This is a genomic window from Variovorax sp. GW460-12-1-14-LB1 (genome assembly GCF_059423605.1).
The window spans coordinates 25,235-41,345 of sequence record NZ_JBWKYF010000028.1; the positions used below are offsets into that span (position 1 = coordinate 25,235).

At 70.3% G+C, this 16,111-nt stretch carries 13 protein-coding genes; 4 read left to right on the forward strand and 9 right to left on the reverse strand.

Translation table 11 applies throughout. The features are described from left to right. Window positions 1–7: 7 nt before the first annotated feature. Window positions 8–973, reverse strand: a complete 966-nt coding sequence (locus AC07Y4_RS15975; protein WP_062480580.1) for an ABC transporter substrate-binding protein — start codon at window positions 971–973, stop codon at window positions 8–10. A 37-nt stretch (window positions 974–1,010) separates the two neighbouring features. After that, a complete protein-coding gene (locus AC07Y4_RS15980) occupies window positions 1,011–2,465 on the reverse strand; it encodes an aldehyde dehydrogenase family protein (protein ID WP_062480581.1) in 1,455 nt (484 codons plus the stop codon). Window positions 2,466–2,612: 147 nt separating this feature from the next. Here AC07Y4_RS15980 and AC07Y4_RS15985 point away from each other — a divergent pair, with 147 nt between their 5' ends. Next, complete coding sequence (locus AC07Y4_RS15985) at window positions 2,613–3,572, forward strand: LysR family transcriptional regulator (RefSeq protein ID WP_062480583.1); 960 nt, start codon at window positions 2,613–2,615, stop codon at window positions 3,570–3,572. Here the strand turns inward: AC07Y4_RS15985 and AC07Y4_RS15990 are convergent, their stop codons facing one another. After that, window positions 3,573–4,373: an SDR family NAD(P)-dependent oxidoreductase gene (locus AC07Y4_RS15990; RefSeq protein WP_159273930.1), complete on the reverse strand. Its 801-nt coding sequence runs from the start codon at window positions 4,371–4,373 to the stop codon at window positions 3,573–3,575. Window positions 4,374–4,481: 108 nt separating this feature from the next. Here AC07Y4_RS15990 and AC07Y4_RS15995 point away from each other — a divergent pair, with 108 nt between their 5' ends. Beyond that, window positions 4,482–5,426, forward strand: coding sequence for an SMP-30/gluconolactonase/LRE family protein (locus AC07Y4_RS15995; protein WP_159273929.1), 945 nt, complete (start codon window positions 4,482–4,484; stop codon window positions 5,424–5,426). On the opposite strand, the gene AC07Y4_RS16000 is transcribed toward AC07Y4_RS15995, so the two are convergent. Next, window positions 5,423–6,328 carry a LysR family transcriptional regulator gene (locus tag AC07Y4_RS16000; RefSeq protein ID WP_159273928.1) on the reverse strand — a complete coding sequence of 302 codons (906 nt, stop codon included), beginning with the start codon at window positions 6,326–6,328 and terminating at the stop codon, window positions 5,423–5,425. The two genes, AC07Y4_RS15995 and AC07Y4_RS16000, sit on opposite strands and share 4 nt — an antisense overlap. Window positions 6,329–6,561: 233 nt before the next feature. On the opposite strand from AC07Y4_RS16000, the gene AC07Y4_RS16005 reads away from it, so the two are divergent. Beyond that, entirely contained in the window at window positions 6,562–6,807 is a 246-nt protein-coding gene (locus AC07Y4_RS16005) for a DUF2798 domain-containing protein (protein WP_487848034.1), read from the forward strand. 7 nt (window positions 6,808–6,814) lie between these two features. Here the strand turns inward: AC07Y4_RS16005 and AC07Y4_RS16010 are convergent, their stop codons facing one another. The 4 genes from AC07Y4_RS16010 to AC07Y4_RS16025 form a co-directional block, all read right to left on the reverse strand. Further along, window positions 6,815–7,867, reverse strand: a complete 1,053-nt coding sequence (locus tag AC07Y4_RS16010) for an aldose epimerase family protein (protein WP_487848035.1) — start codon at window positions 7,865–7,867, stop codon at window positions 6,815–6,817. Further along, window positions 7,864–8,814 (reverse strand): alpha/beta hydrolase family protein, encoded by a 951-nt coding sequence (locus AC07Y4_RS16015; RefSeq protein ID WP_487848036.1) that lies wholly within the window; start codon window positions 8,812–8,814, stop codon window positions 7,864–7,866. The genes AC07Y4_RS16010 and AC07Y4_RS16015 overlap by 4 nt, the downstream gene beginning before the upstream one ends. Further along, window positions 8,811–13,598 (reverse strand): CapA family protein, encoded by a 4,788-nt coding sequence (locus AC07Y4_RS16020; RefSeq protein ID WP_487848037.1) that lies wholly within the window; start codon window positions 13,596–13,598, stop codon window positions 8,811–8,813. Before AC07Y4_RS16020 ends, AC07Y4_RS16015 begins: the two co-directional genes overlap by 4 nt. Window positions 13,599–13,679: 81 nt before the next feature. Next, window positions 13,680–14,558 carry a LysR family transcriptional regulator gene (locus AC07Y4_RS16025; RefSeq protein WP_487848038.1) on the reverse strand — a complete coding sequence of 293 codons (879 nt, stop codon included), beginning with the start codon at window positions 14,556–14,558 and terminating at the stop codon, window positions 13,680–13,682. A gap of 143 nt (window positions 14,559–14,701) precedes the next feature. Between AC07Y4_RS16025 and AC07Y4_RS16030 the strand changes: the two genes are divergently transcribed. Continuing rightward, window positions 14,702–15,676: a DMT family transporter gene (locus tag AC07Y4_RS16030; RefSeq protein ID WP_495274823.1), complete on the forward strand. Its 975-nt coding sequence runs from the start codon at window positions 14,702–14,704 to the stop codon at window positions 15,674–15,676. A gap of 7 nt (window positions 15,677–15,683) precedes the next feature. Here the strand turns inward: AC07Y4_RS16030 and AC07Y4_RS16035 are convergent, their stop codons facing one another. Beyond that, the gene (locus tag AC07Y4_RS16035) at window positions 15,684–16,067 is read right to left on the reverse strand and encodes a PaaI family thioesterase (RefSeq protein WP_307695542.1); all 384 of its coding nucleotides are present in this window, start codon (window positions 16,065–16,067) and stop codon (window positions 15,684–15,686) included. Window positions 16,068–16,111: the final 44 nt, after the last annotated feature.

Here is a 16,111-nt window from a genome sequence, read left to right on the forward strand (position 1 = left end):
TCGGTCCTCAGTACTTGCGGTTGGGAAACTCTTTGGCCGCGACTTCCATGGGGAAGATGCCTTCTTCGGTCACGATGCGCTTGGGCAGCGTCTTGCCGGCCTTGATGTCCTTCACCGCACTCATGAGCTGCGGCCCGAGCAGGGGGCTGCATTCCACCGACACGTTGAGCTTGCCGGCGATCATGGCTTCGAAGGCGCCCTTCACCCCGTCGATGGAGATGATGGTGATGTCCTTCGCGGGCTTCATGCCGGCCTCTTCGATGGCCTGGATCGCGCCGATGGCCATGTCGTCGTTGTGCGCGTAGAGCACGTTGATCTTCTTGCCCTCGGCCTTGAGGAAGGCTTCCATCACCTCCTTGCCCTTGGCGCGCGTGAAGTCGCCGGTCTGCGAACGGGTGATCTTGAACTTCGGGTCGGCCTTGATGATTTCCTCGAAGCCCTTCTTGCGGTCGATGGCGGGGGCCGAGCCCACGGTGCCCTGCAGCTCGACGATGTTCACCTCGCCCTTCTGGTCCTTCATCTTCTCGACCAGCCAGCGGCCGGCCTTGCGGCCTTCCTCGGTGAAGTCGGAGCCCATGAAGGTCACGTAGAGCGAGTCGTCCTTGGTGTTCACGGAGCGGTCGGTCAGCACGACCGGGATCTTCGCGGCCTTGGCTTCGCGCAGCACGGTTTCCCAGCCCGACTCGACCACGGGCGAGAACGCGATCACGTCGACCTTCTGCGCGATGTACGAGCGGATGGCCTTGATCTGGTTCTCCTGCTTCTGCTGCGCGTCGGAGAACTTGAGCTCGATGCCCGCCTCCTTGGCCGAGGACTTGATCGACTCGGTGTTGGCCGTGCGCCATTCGCTTTCGGCGCCCACCTGCGCGAAGCCGAGCACGAGTTTCTTCTGCGCGAGGGCGGACACGGGCAGCATGCTGCCCAGGGCTGCGGCGGCGAGCGCGGTGTTGAGGGTGCGGCGATTCATGGTCATGGTTGTCTCCTTCTTGATGAGTCTGTGATGTGTTCGGTCAGGCCAGCATGTAGCCGGTCTTCACCGTCGTGTAGAACTCCGCGGCGTGGCGCCCTTGTTCGCGCGGCCCGTAGCCCGACCCTTTGCGGCCGCCGAAGGGCACATGAAAGTCCACCCCCGCGGTCGGCAGATTGACCATCGTCATGCCGACCACGGCATGGCGCCTGAAGTGCATCGCGTGCTTGAGCGAATTGGTACAGATGCCCGCGCACAGGCCGAAGGGCGTGTCGTTGCACAGCGCGAGCGCTTCGTCGTAATCGGCGGCGCGCAGCACGCAGGCCAGCGGCCCGAAGATCTCTTCGCGCGCGATGCGGTGTTCGGGTTGGGCCAGGAAGAGCGCGGGACTCATGTAGTGGCCGGCGGTGGCGCGCTGCAGCGCCTCGCCGCCCCACACGTGCTCCGCGCCCTCTTCGCGCGCGATGTCGATCCACGCGAGGTTCTGCGCCAGCCGCTCTTCGTCGGCCACGGGGCCGATGTCGATGCCGCGTTCCAGCGCGTGGCCGATCTTCAGCGTCTTCAGGCGCTGGCGCAGCTGCGCCACGAAGGCGTCATGCACGGCGGCTTCGACGATGAGGCGGCTCGATGCGGTGCAGCGCTGGCCGTTGGAAAAGTAGGCGCCCTGCACCGCGCAGTCGACGGCGCGGTCCAGGTCGGCGTCGGCCAGCACCACCAGCGCGTTCTTGCCGCCCATCTCCAGCTGCACCTTGGCGCGCCGTGCGGCCGCGGCCTGCAGCACGCGTTCGCCGTTGGCGGCCGAGCCGGTGAAGCTCAGCGCATCGACCAGCGGGCTGTCGACCAGCGCCTGGCCCGCTTCGCGGCCGCTGCCCATCACGAGGTTGAACACGCCGGCCGGCAACGTGGCGCGGCCGATGATGTCGGTGAGCGCCCAGCCGCAGGCCGGCACCAGTTCGGCCGGCTTGAAGACCACGCTGTTGCCGTGCGCCAGCGCCGCGGCGATCTTCGAGGCCGGCACCGCGAAGGGCGTGTTCCACGGCGTGATGAGGCCCACCACGCCGACCGGCTCGCGCGTCACGTCGACCTGCACGCCGGCGCGCACCGAGGCCACGTTCTCGCCACCGCCGCCGCGCAGGGCCTCGCCCGCGAAGAACTTGAAGATCTGGCCCGCGCGCGCCACCTCGGCCACGGCCTCGGGCAGGGTCTTGCCGACCTCGCGCGCCAGCAGCAGGCCCAGCTCGTCCTTGCGTGCGAGCAGCTCGGCGCCGATGCGGTCGAGCACGTCGGCGCGCCGCTGCGGCGTGCTGTGGCTCCAGTGCACGAAGGCCTCGCTGGCCGCGCGGATCGCCAGCTCGACCTGGCGCCGGTCGGCACGTGCGTACTCGGCCACCACTTCGCTGGTGTCCGATGGATTGACGCTGACACCGGTGGTCGCGCTGGTTTCCCAGCGGCCGTTGATGTACTGGCGCACGCTCTGCCGAAGCTCGCCGTGGATCACCGTGGCGTTGCCTTGTCTCTGTTGTTATGGGACTGGGGCGGAAGTCTAGGAATGATTTCGATATCGATCCAATCGTTTTTTAGACAAAATGCATATCAATCGGTGGATTCTGGAAAACCCCGTCAGACCTTCGTTCGCACCCTCTTCATGAACACCTACAACCACTGGTTCATCCGCGCCCGCCTCAAGACCCGCCAGCTGCTGTTGCTGGTGGCGCTGGCCGAGGAAGGCAACATCCACCGCGCGGCGCAGGTGCTCAACATGACGCAGCCCGCCGCGTCGAAATTGCTGAAAGACCTGGAAGACGTGCTCGAGGTGCCGCTGTTCGAGCGGCTGCCGCGCGGCATGCGCCCCACCTGGTACGGCGAGACCATGATCCGCCACGCCCGCGTGGCACTGGCCAGCCTGAACCAGGCGCACGACGAGCTCACCGCGCTGAAGGCCGGGCGCCTCGGCCAGGTGAACGTGGGCGCCATCACCGCGCCGGGCCTCACGCTGATGCCGCCGGCCGTGGCGATGGTCAAGCGCGAGCAGCCCGACCTGCGCGTGTCACTGGAGATCGAGACCAGCCCGGTGCTGCTCGAGCGGCTCGAGCAGGGCAAGCTCGACATCCTCGTGGCGCGGCTGTTCGCCGAACACGACAAGTCGCAGCTGCGCTACGAGGCGCTCACCGAGGAGCCCGTGTGCGCGCTGGTGCGCCCCGGCCATCCGCTGCTGGGCGTGAGCGGCCTCACGCTGCGCGACGTGGTGGGCGCCGGCTGGATCGTGCCGCCCGCGGGCAGCGTGCTGCGCCATCGCTTCGAGCTGATGTTCCAGGAGGAAGGCCTGGCGCCGCCGGGCAACATCATCGAGAGCCCGGCGCTGCTGTTCATCACGCGCATGCTGCAGCAAAGCGACATGGTCGCGGTGCTGGCGACCGACGTGGCGCGCTACTACGCGGCGCACGGCATCGTGTCGCTGCTGCCGCTGGACATGCCCTGCCACATGGACGCCTTCGGCATCATCACGCGCACCGACCGGCTGCTGTCGCCGGCCGCGAAGGTGATGATGAAGGCCTTGAAGACGGCGAGCATGAGCGTCTACGGCCGCAAGCTCGAGATGGACTGATCAGGTCCAACCCGCATCGACGGTGAACTCTTGCGCGGTGCACATCTTCGCGTCGTCCGATGCGAGGAACAGCACCATGCGCGCGATGTCTTCCGGCATCAGCTTGTCGGGCAGGCACTGGTTGCGGTGCAGCGCCTTCTCGCCCTCCTCGTCGAGCCACAGCGCCACCTGCCGCTCGGTCATCACCCAGCCGGGCGACACGGTGTTGATGCGGATGCGGTCGCGGCCCAGCTCCACCGCGAGCCCGCGCGTGAGGCCGTTCACCGACGACTTGGCGATCGCGTAGCAGGGGTAGCCCGAGCCCTTGGTCTGCCAGCCCGTGGAGCCGAGGTTGATCACCGAACCGAAGCCCAGGCGCTTCATGCCCGGCACCACCGACTGGATCGCGAACAGCGCAGGCCGCTCGTTGATGGCCATGCGGTTGTCGTAGTAGTCGGGCGTGACCGATGCGAGCGTGTGGCGGTCGTCGCTGGCCACGTTGTTGACCAGCACCGCGAAGTCGCCGAGTTCAACGGCCGCGTCGGCCATGGCCTGCTGCAGCGCGCCGATGTCGCGCACGTCGCAGGCGCGCCACCACGGCGCGGCGTGGCCGGCCCCGGCGATCTGCGCGGCGAGCGCCGCGCTGGCGGCTTCCGCGATGTCGACGAAGGCCACGCGCGCGCCCTGCGCCGCGAAAGCAGCGACGATGGCCGCGCCGATGCCGCTGCCGCCGCCGGTGACGAACACGGTGCGGCCCTTCAGGCTGGGATGGATGGAAAGCTGGGGGGAATTCAAGGACAAGGTCTCCAGGGGGCATCTCATGACATTGCAAAACACATATCAATCAATGCAGTTATTTTCAATTTCTATTATCAATATGCCTTGATACGATCCGCCGCGTCAAGGCGACATGACCGACAGAAAGAACAAATGAACATGCAAGAGACAAGCGCCCCTTCTTCGCCGCTCGCAGCGCCCCGCGTGCTCGGCACGCCCGAATGCCTCTGGCCGGCCGCCGCCGACCTCGGCGAAGGCACGCTGTGGTCGGTGCGCGAGCAGGCGCTGTACTGGATCGACATCCTGCAGCCGCGCCTGTTCCGCTACGACCCGGCCACGGGCGCGCAGCGCACCTGGCACTTTGACGAAGAGATCACCGCGATTTCCGAGCGCGCGTCGGCGCCGGGCCTGTTCCTCACGCTGCGCCGCGGCTTCGCGCTGTTCGACACCACCGCGCCCGGCGACACCGCGAAGCCGCGCTACCTGCACCAGCCCGAGCCCGAGCGCACCGGCAACCGCTTCAACGACGGCAAGTGCGACAGCCGCGGCCGCTTCTGGGCCGGCAGCATGGACTTCGACTGCAAGGCGCCCACCGGCGCGCTCTACCGCTTCGACGCCGACGGCCACTGCACGCGGCACGACGACGGCTTCGAGGTGACCAACGGGCCGACGTGGTCGGGCGACGGCCGCACCATGTACTTCAACAACACGGCGATCAACAAGCTGTACGCCTACGACTTCGACATGGACGCCGGCGCGGTGTCGAACAAGCGCGTGTGGCACCGCTTCCCGAAGGGCGACGGCCTGCCCGACGGCATGACCACCGACGCGGCCGGCCGCCTGTGGATCGCGCACTGGGACGGCGCCTGCGTCACCTGCCACGACCCGGTGAGCGCCGCGGAGCTGTGCCGCATCGCGCTGCCCGCGAGCAACGTGACCGACTGCGCCTTCGGCGGCGCGGATATGCAGACGCTCTACATCACGACAGCGCGCAACGGCCGCACCGAAGATCAACTGAAGAGCGAGCCGCTGGCCGGTGGGCTCTTCTCGGTGCGCATCGACAGCCCGGGCGTGCCGGCGGCGCTGTTCGCCGGCTAGGCGCCCTCGCGCGGCTGCAGCGACGGCAGGTGCGCCGCGGCGAAATCGGCGAACAGCCGGGCCCGCGCGAAGCTGCCACGGGATGAAGGCCACACCGCGTGGACCGGAATCCTCGGCGACTCGAACTCGGTCAGCACCAGCTCGGCCTGCCCGCTGTCGAGCAGGTCGCGGATCTGCCACAGCGGCGTGAAGAACAAGCCCAGCCCGCTCAGCACCGCCGCATAGATCGCGGCCGTGTTGTCGGCCCGGAAGCGCCCCGTCACCTTGACGCGCTGCAGCTTGCCGTCGACCGTGAAGGGCCAGTGCGCATCGCTGCCGTGCGTGGTGCGCACCACGCACTGGTGGTCGGCCAGGTCTTCGGGCCGCTGCGGCCGCCCGTGCCGCGCGAAGTACGCCGGCGAGCCGAACACCACCAGCCGCAGCTCGCCGAGCGGCTTGGCCGCCAGTTCGGAATCGGGCAGCTCGCCGATGCGGATGGCCAGGTCCAGCTCGCCTTCGATCAGGTCCACGAAACGGTCGGAGGCCGTGAGCTCGACCTCCATGTCCGGGTAGCGCTGCATGAACGCGCCGATCAGCGGCACCACGAAAGCCGGCGCGAACTGCACCGGCGCGGCCACGCGCAGCAGGCCCCGCGGCGAGGCGAGCTGGCTGCTGGCCTCGACGGCCGCCGCATCGAACTCCGCCAGCGCGGCCTGCACGCGGCGGTGGTAGGCCAGCCCCACTTCGGTGACCGACGACTGCCGCGTCGTGCGGCGAAGGAGCTGCACGCCCAGGCTGCGCTCGAGCACGCTCAGCGAGCGGCTGATGGACTGCACCGAGCGCCCCAGTTGCCGCGCCGCCGCGCTCTGGCTGCCGTGGTCGACGATGGCCACGAAGGCCCGGATGTCCTGAATCTGGTCCATGGATTCTCTCGGTCTGGATGAAGGTCTATGGCGGCGCGCGTGGATTCCCGATGGCGCCTGCCGTTCGTATCTTCGAGGCCTCGCGGTCGCAGGCCGCATGGCCACAAACGAAGGAATCATTCCATGAAACGACGACACAGACCCACCGTGCCGGTGATCGGCGCCGACGACTCAGAGGGGCTGCAACCCCGTCCGCGCACCTTGAACAACCACATCCAGGAGCTTGCCCCATCATGACCACCCGAAAACTGCCGGCCCGTTATGCGGGCATCGCCATGCCCTTCCTGCTGTCGATCTTCATGTCGTGCATCGTGGCGGGCATCTCCACGCTCAAGAGCGTGGGGCTGGCCTCGGGCCTCTTCCAGATGTGGATGGCCGCATGGGGCGTGTCGTGGCTGGCCGCGTTTCCCTCGCTGCTCGTGGTGCTGCCGGTGGTACGCCGGATCGTCGCGGCGACGGTGCAAAGCCCGACCCGTTGATCCGTGGTCAGCCGATGCCGAAGCGGTGCTCGGTCGTGCTGGCGAACACCTCGCCGGGGCGCAGCACGGTCGACGCAAACGCCGGTCGGTTCGGCGCGTCGGGAAAGTGCTGCGTCTCCAGGCACAGGCCGTCGCCCTGGCGCAGGCTCGCCCCCGCGCTGCCGAGCAGGCTGCCGTCGAGGAAGTTGCCCGAATAGAACTGCACGCCGGGCTCGGTGGTGTGCACGTCCATCACGCGGCCCGAGGCCTCGTGGGCGAGGCGCGCGGCCAGCGCCAGCCCGTTACCGCTGCGATCAAGCACCCAGTTGTGGTCGTAGCCGTGCGCGCGCAGCAGCTGCTCGTGCCCGTCGCGGATGCGCGCGCCGATGCGCGTCGGCGTGCGGAAATCGAAAGGCGTGCCGGCCACCTCGCCCAACCCGAGCGGAATGAGCGTGGCATCCACCGGGCAGTAGCGGCTCGCGGGCAGCGTCAGCACATGGTCCATCACCGAACCGCTGCCCGCGAGGTTGAAGTAGTCGTGGTGGCTCAGGTTGAGCACCGTGGCCTGGTCGGTGGTGGCGCGGTAGTCGATGCGCCAGGTGTTGGCCGTGGCACTCAAGGTGTAGCGCACCGTCAGCTGCACCTCGCCGGGGTAGCCCTCTTCGCCGTCGGCGCTGGTGTAGCGCAGCTCGAGGGCGAGTTCATGAGGCACCGGCACGATCTCCCAGTAGCGCTTGCCGAAGCCGGTGGCGCCGCCGTGCAGCGTGTTCACGCCGTCGTTCAGGCCCAGCTGGTGAGCAGTGCCATCGAGCGTGAAGCGGCCCGCCGCGATGCGGTTCGCGTAGCGGCCGACGATGGTGCTGAAGTGCGGGTGCGGCTTCAGGTAGTCATCGAGCGAGGGCAACCCAAGCACCACGTTGGCGCTGCGCCCCTGCCGATCAGGCACGTGCAGCGCGGTGACGATGCCGCCGAGGTTGATGGCGCTCAGGCGCAGGCCGTGGCCGTTGTCGAGGGTGTATTCGGTGACGGGCCGGCCGTCGGGCATGGCGCCGAAGGGGCGCGAAGTGAGGGCTTCGATCATCGGGCTTGCGACTGCAGCGCCTCGCGCGCGCACTGCGATGCGGTGCGCAGGCCGATGCGGTCCTTGAGGTCGTGGAAGGTCGGTGGCTCGGCGTCGTGCGTCATCACTTCGACGCGGTGGCCTGCCTTGCCCACCGCATCGGCAAAGCGCTGCTGCAGCGCGAACGGCGTGTTGCGGTCGCCGGGATTGCCGATGAGCACGATGCGCCGCTGCGGGTCGCGCGGGATGCCTGCCACATGGTCCAGCGGGTCGTAGACCTGCATGCTGCCCGTGGTGTCCGTGCGCCCATTCTTCGAGCGGCCGAGCAGCCGCGCGCGCTCCAGCAGGTCGAAGGCGCCCGAGGTGAGCACCGCGCAGGCCACGCGCGTGCGTCCGAGCGTGAGCAGCGCAGCGCCGGCCGTGGCGCCACCGCTGTGGCCGAAGAGCACCACGCGCTGCAGCCGGTGGCGCTGCATCAGCGCTTCGAGCGCCGCATCGAGCGCATGGAACTCCACCGCCTCGCGCCGCTGGCGGTGGTCGCCCGACGAGCCGTAGGTGCCGGGGCGCGCCATGAAGACCCACGGCATGCCCGCGCGGTCGCTCGCGGCTTGCGCGTCGAGCGTGCGCAGCGGTTCGGTGTTGCCGGGGATGCGCGTGGGCGACAGGTTCATCACGCTGTCGCGGTCGCCCGAGAACTGCACGATGGCGATGCGCGCGTCGTCGATGTCGCGGCTCGCGAAGTAGCGGATGCACGACGGCCCCTCGACCGCCTGCACCCAGAGAAAGCCCGGGCGGTCGGGGCAGTTGGCGCGCACGGCGGGCTGGTTCCAGTGCAGCAGTGCGCCCTCGGCCGACGCGGAGGCTGCGGGCTCTCGCGGCGCTGCGGCCTTCGGCGCATCGGCACGCTGCGCGCAGGCCGTCTGCACGAGGGCAAGGAGCACACAGGCCAGGCGCGCGCGCGGGGTCATAGCTTCTGCAGCAGTTCGGAGATGAGGCCGAAGTCGGACTGCTGGCGGTCGCCCTTCACCAGCACCAGGTCGCCGTCGCGCAGGAATTCGCCGAGGTAGCCGGTGAGCTGCGCGGCGTCCTCGAAGTGCGGGCCGAGCAGCTCGGCCGGCACCTCCTCGCGCAGCCAGCGCATCTCGGCGCCGTGCGTCACGAGGTGCTGGATGCCCGAGGCCAGCAGCGGCGCGGCGAGGCTGCGGTGCATCGCTTCGGCTTCCTTGTCGAGGTTGATGATGCGTCCGAGCACGCCGATCTTGCGCGTCACCGGCCCGTGCGCCGCATGCTGGCAGGTGCGCACGAACTCCATCGCGTTGCGCATCGACATGACCTCGGCGTTCCAGCTGTCGTCGATGAGCGTGGCCTGCACGCCGCCCTGCGTGCGCAGCGGGCGCAGCTGCATCACCGAGGCCGGCAGGCGCACGAAGGGCATGCGCGCGCACGCGGCCTCGGCATCGAAGCCCAGCGCCAGCAGCGCCGCAAAGGCCAGCGCCGAATTGCGCACCAGCCCGGCGCTCGCGATCGGGAACAGGTACTCGACCGTGCGCCCCGGCAGCGCGATGCGCACGCGGCAACCGCCGTCGGGCTCGGGCCGCGTGTCGACGATGCGGATGTTGGCGTCGGGGCTGCTGCCCACCACCCAGATGGCGCCCGCGGTGCGCGCGGCCGCCCGCACCACCTGCATCAGGCAGGGGATGTGGTCGGGCACGATGGCCACGCCGCCGGGCTCCAGGCCCAGGAAGATGCGCGACTTGAACTCGGCCGTCTGCTCGAGCGTGGCGGTCTGGCGGGTCTGCGACAGGCCGATCTCGGTGAGGATGGCCACGTGCGGGCGCGCCACGAGCGAGATCGGGCCGCGGTCCATCCACAGCGCGCTCTGCGCCATCTCGAGCACGCACACGTCGGCATCGGCCGCGAGGTTGGCCAGCATCGCCGGCACGCCCACGCGCGAGTTGTAGTTGTCGATGGTGGTGTGCACGCGCGCCGCCTCGGGCAGCAGGTCGCGCAGCATGGCGATGGTGGACGACTTGCCGACCGTGCCGGTCACGCCCACCACACGGCCCTGGAAGCGCGCACGCGCGGCCACGCCCAGGTCGATCATGGCGCGGATCGGATCATCCACCTGCAGCAGCGGGAACGACGGGTCGAGCCCGTCCACCGGGTGCGCGACCACGGCGCCCGCGAGCGCGTGCTGCAGCACGGGCACGTCTTCATGGCGGTCGGGGTTGTCGGCGCGCGGCTTGCTGTAGTTCTCGTGCCTGGCGAGCGTGCGGTAGTCGGACGCGATGAACAGCGCCGGCTTCGGCAGCCGCGCCATGTGCGTCGGTCCGCGCACCACCGCGTTCACGAACCAGCCCGAAGGCGGCAGCACCAGCCACTGCCCGCCGGTGACGCGCTGCAGTTCGTCGGCGGTCCACACGGGCGACGGCTGCGCCGGGGCACCGGGGCGCAGCGCGGCGAGCACGGGCGCGGGGCGCTCGGGCAGCGGCGTCGGAAACTTCGGCACGCGCAGGCCGCACCACACGGGCAGCCGGCGCGCGCCCGGCAGGGCGGGCATGCTGCCGCGCACGCGCACCTCGATCTGCAGCACGTCGTTCTCGAGCAGGCCCAGGCGCGGCGCGCGCAGGCCGTAGCGGTCGCGGTAGATGCGTCCCGGCGTCCAGCGGCTGGTGGGCCACATCCAGTCGCAGGGGTCGTGGTCCATGGCCTCGCCCCAGGCCGGCATGGTGGTGCTGCGCATCGGCAGCGCGCGGAACTGCACGCGCAGGTCGGCGCTCACGGGCGCATCGGCGGTCCAGAACGACTCGACCCACAGCAGGCGCCGCCCGATGATCTGCGTCGGCGCGAGGCGGATGCCCACGAGGCGCAGCGGGCCGAACTGCAGCGGGCGAATCCTGGCGTCCTCGGGCACGGCATCGACCGACCACTCGGGCCGGGGCGCGAGCACGGGGCCGACCAGCGCGGGCGGGCGCGACGCCGACAGCGGCGCCAGCGGCGGGCGCCCGGCCGGCGCGGTGCGTTCGGGCGGCGACAGCTGCAACGCGCAACGCCCGTCGGGCCGCGCCGTCATCTCGGTGCCGAGCGCGCGGCACAGTTCAGCGAAGCGCGCGCTGGCGGCTTCGGCCGCCTCACCCGCGAGCTGCTGCGAGAAGCCGAAGCCCACGCCCACCGGCGTGAACACCACCTCTTCCACGCCATGCGGCCCGAGGCGCAGCGAGAACACGCCGGAGTCCGCGAGGTCGTTGCGGATGGCGTCGAACAGCAGGTCGCCCGCGTCGTGCAGGATCGGCCGGCCCTGGTGCACCTCGATGCCCTGCAGCACGTGGGCCGAGGTGCCGAGCACCGCGTCGGCACCGGCTTCGACGATGGCATGGCCGACGGCGATCTCGGCGCGCGAGGGCGCGGTCTCGAGGTTCTCGCCCCAGTGCACGGCCACCAGCACCACGTCGGCTTCATGGCGCGCGGCGGCGATGCGCGGCGCGAGCGTGGCGCGCCATGCCGCCGGGTCGTCGAGCGACAGCCAGGCCGCGCCGGGGCGCTGCGCGGTGGCGGCGAAGCGCGGCTGCGTGGCGTCGAGCGAGAACAGCGCCACGCGCAGCCCACCGGCTTGCCGGAAGGCGGGGCGCAGCGCCGAGTCGAGGTCGGGCCCCGTACCGGCAAAGGCGATGGCAGCGGCGTTCAGCAGCCCGTGCTGCTCCAGCAGCGCCTCGGGGCCGTAGTCGCCGCTGTGGTTGTTGGCCGTGGCGACCATGTCGATGCCGGCCTCGGTCAGCACCGCGAGCATCTCGGGCCGCGCGCGGTAGTAATAAGGGCCGCCCTCGTCCTTCTCGACGCCCTGCTCGCCCGTGGTGGCGACCACGCATTCGAGGTTCACGATGCGCAGGTCGGCCTCGCGCAGCGCGGCGATGTCGCCGAGCATGCGGGCGGGGCCGCCGAGGTCGTGCATGCGGTAGTGCTGACGCCGGCCCAGGTTGACGTCGCCGCCCCACAGCACGATGCCCTCGGCACCGCGCGGCGCGGCCGGTTCGGCCGTGGCCTGCGTGAGTTGCGCGCTCTGCTGCTGCGCCTCGCGCGCCTCGAGCAGGCGGTGGTAGGCCACGTAGCCCGACAGGTAGTGCTCCACGTCGTCGATGCGCACGCGGAAGCTGTGGTGCTTGATGAAGAACGAGCCCGCGATGCGGTCGGGGTGGCGGAAGAACATCGCCAGCTCGGGCCAGAAGTGGCCGTTGGCGAGGTAGCGCGCGCGGTGCTCCAGCGCGCGGTCGAACTTGTGGCGATCCAGCCCCGCGAGCAGCGGACGCAGCGCCGGGTCGGCTTCCAGCCGCAGCACCATCTCGCGCGCGGCCATCATCAGCTCGAGCAGCGTGGGGAAGGTGGTGATGCGCTCCAGCACGAAGTCCAGGTGGCCCGCCATGTTCTGCAGGCCGAACTGGTAGTAGCGCGTCTCGGGCTTGAAGCGCGTGAGTTCGTTGACGCAGTAGCTCAGCCAGTGGTCGTGCGCGCGCCAGTGGCCCGCCGCGATGAAGTGCTCGAAGGCCTTCTCGACCACCGCGAGCCAGCGCGCGTCGCGCGTGAGGCCGTACAGCCGCATCAGCCCGAAGGCCGCCTCGCCGTCGTAGTAAATGATGCGGTAAGGCTCCTTCACGTCGAGCCCCGGGTGGTTGAGCACGTGCACGAAGCGCCCGGTCTCGGGGTCCTGCATGGAGCGGATGCCCAGCGCCAGCTGCTCCATCAGCGGCTGGTACTGCGCATCGCCGGTGAGTTCGGTGTACTTCACCAGCGCCAGCAGGCACACGGCGTTGCCGCCGAGCTTGATCTCGTTGCCGATGTCGACCAGGAACGCGGCCTGCGTGCCGTCGGCCAGCGTGGCGCGGCGGATCAGCCGCTGGCTCAGGAAGGCCAGCGCGCGGTCGATGGCGGCCTTCTGCACGTCGCTGCGCGTGAGCTCCCAGCCTTCGAGCATGGCGTAGGTGGAGCTGGCATGGCGCAGCGTGTTGTAGGTGGGAATCGCGCGGTCGAAGCACGGGAACCAGCCGTAGTGGAACTCGCCCGTGGGCTTGACCTGTTCGGCCAGGTAGTCGCTGGCCGAATCGACCAGCGTGCGCACCTGCGCCGCGTTCCAGTCGGTGAGCGTGCGAAAGCCCGCGGCCTGCCCTTCGGCCGTGAGCGGCCACGCGCCCTCGGCATCGACGTACACGGCGCGCGTGGTGAAGCACCACACGGGCGCAGCGTCGTCGGTGGGAAAGTCGCGCTCGTCGCCGAAGCGGCGCTTGGTGTGCGTGCGCAGGTTGCCGTTGTTGGGCTCCGCGTGGTCGACCGTGCCGTTGTAGAGCACGGCGCTGCCGTGCATCTCCTGCGCGAGCAGCGCGGTCTCGAAGCGCGCGTCGAGCGCGATGCCTTCGTTGAAGTAGTTGCGCTTGGTCTGCGCCAGCCGCGCCTTGAGTTCGCCCCAGGTCATCGGCGTGGCGTGCTCGACGATCTCCGCGCGCAGCCGCTGCGCGGGCCGCTCGGCGCGCTTCGCCTTCACGGCCAGCGCCTCGGCGGCGGCCTGCCACGCAGCTTCGGTGTCGGGGCCGCGGCCCATGACGACGCGGGCGCGGCTTTCGCCCTCGCCCATCGCGAGGAACACCACGCAGCCGGCCTCGTCGGTGGCGGGCGGGGCCGGGGGCAGCGCCCCGTCCGGGGTGGCCAGGGCCTGTCTGGCGCGGTTCAACAGATCGGCGAGGGGGACGGGAGCTTGGTGAGTCATGCGCCGCGAATGATGACAGGCCCCGGCGCGGCCTGCCACTGCGGAAATCCGGGGCGGCGTCAGACCCGGATCAGGCCCGGGTCACGCCCAGGCGTCGAACACCGCGCCGCGCACGGCCTCGACCGCCGCCGAGCGCTGGCCGCCGGCCGGCGCGATCCAGCACAGCCAGGTGTGTGAGCGCCAACCGTTCCAGATCTTTAGTTCGCCCTGGCGCTCGCCCTGCTCGGCCTGGTCCAGCCGCATCAGGCCCGCGCCCATGCCGCTGGCGACCATGCTGCGGATGGCGCTCTCGCCGTCGGCGGTGACGCCCTGGCGGTAGTCGCGCCCGGCCGAGGCGAAGAGCTTCTCGAGGTGCGCGCGCAGGATGCACGAGGGCGGCGTGCCGACCCAGGTCAGGTCGGTGAGCTGCGCGAGCGTGAGCTCGGGGTGCGCCTGCGCCACCGCCAGCGGCAGGCCCACGGCCAGGTCGACCACGCCCAGGCGCCGCAGCTCGAAGCCTTCGAGCCGCTCGGCATCGCTGAGCACATAGGCGCAGTCGAGTTCGCCGCGCTGCACGGCGGCCAGGGTTTCGTACGACAGCCCCTGCTTGAGTTGCAGCGTGACCTGCGGATGCCGCTGCGCCAGCGTGACCAGCACGCTGCCCAGGCGCAGCGCCACCGGATCGACCACCGTGCCGAAGCGCACCACGCCCTGCGCCGCGCCGCGCAGCTGGTCGGCGGCCGACTGCATGCGCATCGCCGAGGCCAGGGTGCGCTCGGCCTCTTCGAGCAGGCGCTGGCCGGCCGCGGTGGGCGACATGCCGCGCGGCGTGCGCTCGAACAGGCGCACGCCGAGTTCGTCTTCGAGCGCCTTGAGCTGCGCGCTGGCGGCCGGGGCGCTGGTGAACACGCGTTCGGCGGCGCGGGTCAGGTTGCCCTCCTTCGCGATGGCAACGAAGGTCTTCAGTTGGTACAGCTCCATGACCGCGGATTGTGAGCGCGTGCGACGCGGTCGTCCGTTCGCTTTTTCGGAAGCCCCTGTCCAAAGAAACGAATGGCCTTCGCGGCGGGCCGTCCCCATCCTTCAGGCCACGCGCTCCCTCTTTTTTCTTGAAAGGCCTTCCCGTGTCCTCCCCTTCCTCACGCCTGCCGGGCATTGCGGCCCTGCTCTTCGCCACCGCCAGCTGGGGCAGCCTGTTCCTCGTCGGCAAGGGCGTGCTGCAGCACGTGACGCCGGTGTGGCTCACGCTCATCCGCTACACCCTGTCGGCGCTGGTGTTTGCCGCGCTGCTGGGCCTGCGCGGCAGCGGCGGCTGGCACAAGCTGCGGCAGCACGCGGTGCCGCTGGCGCTGCACGGCTTTGCGGGCTTCGGCGTGTTCAGCATCCTGCTGTTCGTCGGGCTCTCGCACTCGGTGCCCTCGCACGGCGCGGTGCTGATCGCCACCACGCCGATCACCACGCAGCTGCTGCGCTGGTGGCTCGACGGCGTGCGCCCGACGCGCACGACGCTGCTGACCGCCGCGCTGGCGCTGGCCGGTGTGGCGACGGTGGCCGGGCTGCTGTCGCCCGGCGGCGCAGGCCTGTCGCACGACACGCTGCTCGGCGACGCCATCGCCTTCGTCGGCACGCTGGGCTGGGTCGTCTACACGCGCGGCGCGGCACGCTTCCCGACGCTCGACACGGTGGACTACACCGCGCTCACGGTGCTGGCTTCGTGGCCGCTGCTGCTGGCCGTGGCGGTGGGCATGACCGCGCTGGGCGCCTCGCCCGCGCCCGACGCGCAGGGGCTGCGCCTGTCGTGGCAGGTGCTGCTGTACGTGGGGCTGATGCCGTCGGCGCTCGCGGTGCTGGCCTTCAACCACGGCGTGCGCGCGCTCGGCGCGGTCACGGGCACGGCCTTCCTGAACTTCGTGCCGGTGTCGGCGTTGCTGATGGGCGTGGCGCTGGGCAAGCCGCCCGCCACCCGCGAGATCGTCGGCGTGGCGATGGTGGTGGTGGCGCTGCTGCTGCATGTGGCGGCCGCGAAGCGGGCGGCGACGCCGGTGGCGCCAGTTCGCGTGCCGTCGCCAGGTCAGCGCACCTGCGGCGTCACGCCATGAACAGCGCTCAGCCCTCGGCGCGGCTGCGCCGGAAGATCGCGTAGTTCCCGTTCGCCATCCCCACGAGCACCTCGCCCACGTACAGCCGCGATTCCAGGTTGGCGACGGTGCGCCCGCGGTTGAGCAGCGTGGTCCTGCAGACGACCTGGCCCTCGAACACGGGCTTGAAGTAGTTCATCTTGATCTCGATGGTGGCGCAGATCTCGCCCGCCTCGAGCGTGGGGTACAGCGCCGTGCCCATGCCCGTGTCGGCCAGCGCATACAGCACGGCGCCGTGCACCACCTCGTGCGGGTTCAGGTGCTGCGGCGCGACGACCAGCGTCATGGTGCTGGCGCCGGCGGAGGCTTGCTCGCAGTGCAGGTCGATCAGTTCGGCGAAGGGGTGTTTCATGACGACGGGAAATGAAAGGACCGGCCGACTGTAGACCGCACGGC

Excerpts from the sequence above, each read along its gene's own strand:
- AC07Y4_RS15975 (WP_062480580.1), bottom strand. The coding sequence starts at position 973 with ATGACCATGAATCGCCGCACCCTCAACACCGCGCTCGCCGCCGCAGCC.
- AC07Y4_RS15985 (WP_062480583.1), top strand. The coding sequence starts at position 2,613 with ATGAACACCTACAACCACTGGTTCATCCGCGCCCGCCTCAAGACCCGC.
- AC07Y4_RS15990 (WP_159273930.1), bottom strand. The coding sequence starts at position 4,373 with ATGAGATGCCCCCTGGAGACCTTGTCCTTGAATTCCCCCCAGCTTTCC.
- AC07Y4_RS15995 (WP_159273929.1), top strand. The coding sequence starts at position 4,482 with ATGAACATGCAAGAGACAAGCGCCCCTTCTTCGCCGCTCGCAGCGCCC.
- AC07Y4_RS16000 (WP_159273928.1), bottom strand. The coding sequence starts at position 6,328 with ATGGACCAGATTCAGGACATCCGGGCCTTCGTGGCCATCGTCGACCAC.
- AC07Y4_RS16005 (WP_487848034.1), top strand. The coding sequence starts at position 6,562 with ATGACCACCCGAAAACTGCCGGCCCGTTATGCGGGCATCGCCATGCCC.
- AC07Y4_RS16010 (WP_487848035.1), bottom strand. The coding sequence starts at position 7,867 with ATGATCGAAGCCCTCACTTCGCGCCCCTTCGGCGCCATGCCCGACGGC.
- AC07Y4_RS16015 (WP_487848036.1), bottom strand. The coding sequence starts at position 8,814 with ATGACCCCGCGCGCGCGCCTGGCCTGTGTGCTCCTTGCCCTCGTGCAG.
- AC07Y4_RS16020 (WP_487848037.1), bottom strand. The coding sequence starts at position 13,598 with ATGACTCACCAAGCTCCCGTCCCCCTCGCCGATCTGTTGAACCGCGCC.
- AC07Y4_RS16025 (WP_487848038.1), bottom strand. The coding sequence starts at position 14,558 with ATGGAGCTGTACCAACTGAAGACCTTCGTTGCCATCGCGAAGGAGGGC.
- AC07Y4_RS16035 (WP_307695542.1), bottom strand. The coding sequence starts at position 16,067 with ATGAAACACCCCTTCGCCGAACTGATCGACCTGCACTGCGAGCAAGCC.